Source organism: Mesorhizobium sp. M1A.F.Ca.IN.020.06.1.1 (genome assembly GCF_004023265.1).
Classification (GTDB): domain Bacteria; phylum Pseudomonadota; class Alphaproteobacteria; order Rhizobiales; family Rhizobiaceae; genus Mesorhizobium.
The window spans coordinates 1-5,580 of sequence record NZ_RZSR01000339.1; the positions used below are offsets into that span (position 1 = coordinate 1).

The following is a 5,580-nucleotide window of genomic DNA, read 5'->3' on the forward strand; positions in this document are numbered from 1 at the left end:
GTGCGTGACAGCCACATTTCCGTGATGCCGTAGTCGTTCCAATAGCCGACCCAATCGTCGGGCATGACATCGATCAACTTGGTGCCGGGCTGGCACCAGACCACATTGGCGAAAGCCGAGCCATGCGCCCCAACGATTATTTTGGCACTTCGAAACAACCCCATCTGTTCGACGTAAGGAAGCTTGGATGGATCTATGGCAGTGAAGCCCAAGTTCTCCAGCGTTGAGATCACTTCGGCTTCGTTGTCGATGACGCGGTTTGAGTAGGTGTTGGCGCGGTCCCGCGCCAAGTAGATCAGTGCCGGGGCCTTGGACGCGCAGGGCAAAGCCGGTAGTGTGGCATATTGCGCTAAAGCGTCAGGGTTAGGATAATAGGTCGTGTTTGTCGTGAGGCCATTGCAGACAATCGCAGAGCGGAATCGGTAGGGGGTATGGGGAAGGATCAGAAAATGGTGCGGCAAGTACCCCCAGGTGGCCAAGATGCCACTCACCCATAACGGCGCATCATTCGGCAGCACTACCTTCAGACGCCCCTCTTTGATCTCCTTTTCCCAAAAAAGAATCTGAGGAACCACATCAAAGATGACGTGGCCAAATGCAAAGCTTGAATGAAGCGGCAAGATGACGTCTTCATCTATGAACTTGAACTTATTTGATAACAGAATGTACTTTTCGTCCGCTTCGTCCAGATAATCTAAAAGATTCAAATCTCGATAAACGTACCGGTACACGCGAATCGACTCTTCAACCAACGCTCCGCCTTGAGTAATTACCCCGATGGCTCGCGCGTGCGCCACGCAATTTAAAAATCGTCCAAATTGAAGCGGCACTGCATCAAAATGCTTCTCTGCGAAGAGATCGCTCAGCCGCTTCCGCTTCGTAGCATCCTTCCCGGCGGTCACCTCAACCCGTTTGCCAGTGACCGCCCTGCCGGGATAGGCGGTCAGGATAGCGTCGTTCCTCGCAGCCAGTAGCTCGGTTCGACTCTGGACTTCTCGCGCCGATCGGCCAAGAGAGACCGTCTCCAGAGCCATCGGGAGAGTATGTTGTCTCCCAGTAGCAGATGCCGCAAGGACGCGTTGTGAAGCTGACAACTGGCGCCACATTGACCGAGTTGGTCGCGCAAAGGCGCGAGCGGCTCGAAAGCCAAATCTGGCGATCTTGTAAGCTACCGGAGCGTGACTCAACAGGCTCTGTGTTTTCAACTTGATCGCGGCAAAACGCTGGCTCGGCACGTCTTCCACCCATATCGCGCTACTCGACACCGCGACGGAATTGTTCTCGTCCACGGAAGAGCGGAAAGGATGGGGATCAAAAACATCATCAAGGACAGATCTGCTCTCCTTGACTCGAAGGGTAGCATCCAGAAAAGCGCGGCCAAATTTTCTGTCGGGCTCAAGATGGCATCCTTCGGCCCATTCGTTCCACGCGTTTATGAAAACCAGGCGTTCGGTTGCGGCCCGCTCGGCTATAGTGCGAGACGTTGCGGCCCTCAACCAGCGCTCGTAGTTATCGGGGGTTGCACCAAGCATCGCTACGGCACGACTGCCGAGACGGGCAGTGTTGTCCCACGACGGGACCACCGTGCGATAGACCTTCTTGTTCCGGTAATCACGTCGAAGGAAATCGCCAGCCACATCGGCATAATTCACGAACATTCCACCCAAGGGTTGGAATGGCGTAACCTCGTGGCTGATATTTTCCACCATCATATTGTGCGGCGGAAACTCGACCCCTGCATCGAAACCAAGACCTTCATAGTCTAGATTTCCATGCGTAAGCGCGGCGACGAGGTGGATTTCCCCAATACCGATTTTGCGGCAGTGCTCCCGCCACTTTGCGACGGCCTGCGCCGGTTGCGGAAGTTGCTGAGGCCGATAGACGAGCACAATTGGACGACCCTCGACGCGAAGGTACCGGTCATCGCGCAAGAACGGTGCTATACTCTCGATGAAACCGGCTTCATACCCCGGCTGATAGTCCTGTGAGATCAGCAACTGCTGCTCCGCACCATCCCAGCGCCGCGTCCAGTTTTCGTTTGCCCAAGACAAACAAAAGGGCATACGTGCCGTTTTGTCAGCGAGATAGGCATCGACAGGTTTATCCAACAGCCGCTTGCCGTCGTTGAACCAATAATAATGAAAGCAAAACGCATCAACACCGTACTGCTGAGCTAGCGCTATCTGCTCATGCTGCGTTTCGCGAACTCGAAGATCATAGAAACCGAGTTCTGTTGGCAACTGCGGTTGATAATGTCCTTCAAACAAAGGTGCTGCCTTCGTGACATTTGTCCACTCGGTAAAGCCCTTCCCCCACCAAGCGTCGTTTTCAGGAAAGGGGTAAAATTGAGGTAGATAGAACGCAATGTAGACTGATTTCTGAGACAATTCCTCTACCTTCCTTCTATTGTCCTCGACCTCCTCCTTAGTTTTTCTCGAATCCTCTTTGCTGCCGGCTATAAGGTTTTCGTTTTTTACAGTTATATTCTCTCGCCTTTTTAGAATAGCTTCTCGCTCAAGCGACGCCGCTATCTCCAAGTCGGCCAGTTGCCTTTGCCCCAACCGCGCTTTGACAGCATCCCCGCTCTCGACCAATTCGAGAATTTGTTTATCTTTCTGGGCGAGTAACTTGGATTGAGCATTTTTTTGCGCGGCCAACGCATCAGCTTCGGCCTGGACGCTAACGTTTTGATCTATCAACGTTTTGATTCTGTCGCTAAACGTGGCCCGTCTAGCATGCAACTCAAGAACGCAAGCTGCGCCGAATTGCCGTGAGCCGGCATCGAAACTGGTCTTAATTTGGCCCAATCCTATGAGGGTCCTCTCGTCGTTGGCATCTTTCTCAAGAGATCTAACCGCCAGATAGGTGTCTTTGGCCCAGTCTGCGATTTCGTCGTTTCCGAGTAGAAGTTCGGTCGTTGCCGTATGATGTTGATGCCTTGCGGACAAAAATCGGTCGATCTCTACCCGCGCCTCGGTGAGCGGCTTGGGCCAGTCTATTGACAACGTTTCGTCAACTCTTGCGATCGCGGGGTACCAATCAGTGACGAGGGATTCATAAGAAAGAAAGGCACGCGTCGCACCACGCGTCGCCCATTCAGAATCCAGTACATAGCGGAGCCAGAGCAGCGAAGCGTATGCAGGAGTCAATCCGTCGCGCTTCTTCAGTGACGCTATCACTGAGAGCGGATTGCGTACGGTTAGAACGTAGCGCATTTGGAAATTCATCGAGCCAAGGATTTCCTCGTAGAGAGGAACAAATCTTGAAATGCGCGGTTCTTTTAAAACGATTAGAGACTCATCACCGTACTCTGCCTCCACAATTCGAGCGACCTCGTTCTTGAAAAACTGTTTCCTGGTATTTGAGAGGCCACCGAGATCGAAAGACCGCCAGTCATCCCAGCTACTGCCAGCTTCGGTGAGCATTTTTTCATTGAGCATATTGAGGCTGGTCGGCTCCCAATAGCCATTGGCATTGTTCTCGTCCGGAGCAATGACCTGTTTGGGAAGCGCCGCGCCCAGCAGGCTGATCGCCCTCGTCAGCGCGCTCGTCCCCGAGCGGTGCATGCCGAGCACCATGATGCAGGTGCGCTTAGCCGGCCTGGCCCTCGCTGACTTGGTATTCGCCGGCTTGGCGCCTGCGCGCTTCTTCGGCGCGACTTGATCGGCCGGCTGCGGCTTCGCGCCGTGCAATTGCTCGGGGGACGGGTTTTCGTTCATGCACTCAATGCCTGTTTCGTCTCGCCACCCTCCAGCCGGCGAACCACGCTTTCCACCGCGACCCGCCACTCCGGGGCTCGCCACTCAAACACGTTCGCAAACCTCGCGCTCGACAGCCGCGAATTGGCCGGCCGCCTTGCCTTGGTTGGATAATCCACTGTCGCGATATCGCGCACGCGCGCATACGAGCCACCAAACGCCCGGCTTGTGTCGAGGATGTGACGGGCAAAGCCGCTCCAGTTGGTCTCGCCGCTGCCTGCCAGATGGTAGACACCAAAGGCGGCGAAATTCTTGTCGTTTCGCAGCCTCGCCGCCGCATGCAGGATGGCGTCGGCGATGTCGAGCGCCGAGGTCGGATTGCCCCATTGATCGGCGACGACCGAAATCTCGTCACGGTCGCTAGCCAGCCTCAGCATCGTTTTGACGAAGTTCCTGCCGAACGGGCTGTAGACCCAGGCGGTGCGCAGGATGAGGTGGCGCGGGTTGGCGGCCGCCACGGCCTTTTCGCCGGCGAGCTTGGAGGCGCCATAGACGCCGAGCGGGGCGGTCGCGTCGGTCTCGACATAGGCGCTGTCCTTGGCGCCGTCGAAGACATAGTCGGTCGACAAATGGATGACGGGGACGCCGAGCCCTGCTGCCGCCTCGGCCACCTTGCCGGCGCCGGTGGCGTTGACCGCGAAGGCCAATTCCTTCTCGTCCTCGGCCTGGTCGACATTCGTATAGGCCGCAGCCGAAACCACGATGTCGGGCCTTGCCTCTGCCAGCGCCGCAAACACCGTCTCGGGGCGCGCCAGGTCGAGCGCCGGCCGGCCGACGGGAACGACCTCGACATCCTTGCTGCCCCGCTCTATCAGGCTGGCGGCAACCTGGCCCTCGCGTCCGGTGACGGCAAGCCTCACGCGGCGCCCTCCCTGCTCTCGGCCTGCCCGTTTCCGCCCTTCCTGACCGGGCTGTTTTCGATCGCCGCGTCTTCCATCGGGCCGTTCTCGATCGGGCCGTTTTCCATTGGACCCTGGCCCAGCCGCTCGCCATTGTAGCGCTGCTCGCGGATCGGGGCCCACCACCATTTGTTGTCGAGATACCAATCGACCGTCCTCGCCAGGCCGCTGTCGAAATTCTCCCGCGGCGCCCAGCCGAGATCGCGCGCGATCTTGGAGGCGTCGATCGCGTAGCGGCGGTCATGACCGGGGCGGTCGGTGACGAAGGTGATCAGGTCGCGGTAGCTTCTGCCGCCGGCGCGCGGGCGCCTCCGGTCGAGCAGATCGCAGATCGTCTCGACGACGCCGAGATTGGTGCGCTCGGAATTGCCGCCGACATTGTAGCTCTCGCCCGGCCGCCCTTTCGTCGCCACGAGTTCCAGCGCGCGGGCGTGGTCCTCGACGAACAGCCAGTCGCGCACATTGGCGCCGGCGCCGTAAACCGGCAGCGGCTTCTCGTCGAGCGCGTTGAGGATGACCAGCGGGATGAGCTTTTCGGGGAAATGGTAAGGGCCGTAATTGTTCGAGCAGTTGGAAAGCACCACCGGCAGGCCGTAGGTCTCGTGCCAGGCGCGCACCAGATGGTCGGAAGCGGCTTTGGACGCCGAATAGGGCGAGGACGGCGCATAGGCCGTCTCCTCGACGAACATGCCGCCGTCGAAAGGAAGGTCGCCGAACACCTCGTCGGTCGAGACATGATGGAAGCGGAAGCCGGCCTTACGCTCCCCCGACAGCCCGCGCCAGTAGTCGAGCGCGGCGTTTAGGATGCGGTAGGTGCCAACGATGTTGGTCTCGATGAAGGCCCCGGGGCCGTCGATCGAGCGGTCGACATGGCTCTCGGCGGCGAGGTTCATGACGATGTCGATGTCGTCGCGGCGCAGAAT

3 protein-coding genes are annotated in these 5,580 nt (G+C 57.9%); all 3 read right to left on the minus strand.

Annotated features, from left to right (window positions below; translation table 11 throughout):
* Window positions 1-3,719 (minus strand): glycoside hydrolase family 99-like domain-containing protein (locus tag EOA60_RS16350; RefSeq protein WP_128311605.1); only part of this gene is annotated, 3,719 nt, incomplete at its 3' end.
* Entirely contained in the window at window positions 3,716-4,618 is a 903-nt protein-coding gene (rfbD, locus tag EOA60_RS16355; protein WP_095823769.1) for a dTDP-4-dehydrorhamnose reductase, read from the minus strand. The genes EOA60_RS16350 and rfbD, both read right to left, overlap by 4 nt.
* A partial coding sequence (rfbB, locus tag EOA60_RS16360) for a dTDP-glucose 4,6-dehydratase (RefSeq protein ID WP_245502569.1) occupies window positions 4,615-5,580 on the minus strand: 966 nt, incomplete at its 5' end. The genes rfbB and rfbD, both read right to left, overlap by 4 nt.